Source organism: Stenotrophomonas sp. SrG (assembly GCF_050031795.1).
Classification (GTDB): domain Bacteria; phylum Pseudomonadota; class Gammaproteobacteria; order Xanthomonadales; family Xanthomonadaceae; genus Stenotrophomonas; species Stenotrophomonas rhizophila_A.
Genome location: NZ_JBNBBE010001058.1, coordinates 1 through 240, shown reverse-complemented (window position 1 = coordinate 240; position 240 = coordinate 1). Strand labels below are relative to the sequence as shown.

The following is a 240-nucleotide window of genomic DNA, read 5'->3' as shown; positions in this document are numbered from 1 at the left end:
CGACGGTGGCCCGGCGCTGGCGCGGCATGAGGCGGTCATGCATCCGCGCCTGGGACTGGCGTCGTCTCTGTACCTGTTCGGACAATGGATGGTGAGCCGCGGCCGGCAGCGTGCACAGGCGCAGGCGCGCGCGAGCGGCATGGGGCTGGGCCTTATCGCCGACCTCCCGGTGGGCTTCGATCCCGCCGGCGCCGACCCCGTTGCCGCCGGCGGCGCACTGCTGCGCGGGCTGGTGCTCGG

Annotated in this window: 1 pseudogene; it reads left to right on the top strand. The window is 75.0% G+C overall.

What is annotated here, in order from left to right:
* Positions 1 to 37: 37 nt before the first annotated feature.
* Positions 38 to 240, top strand: a pseudogene (locus tag ACQG3P_RS22710) (hypothetical protein); the annotation flags it as partial.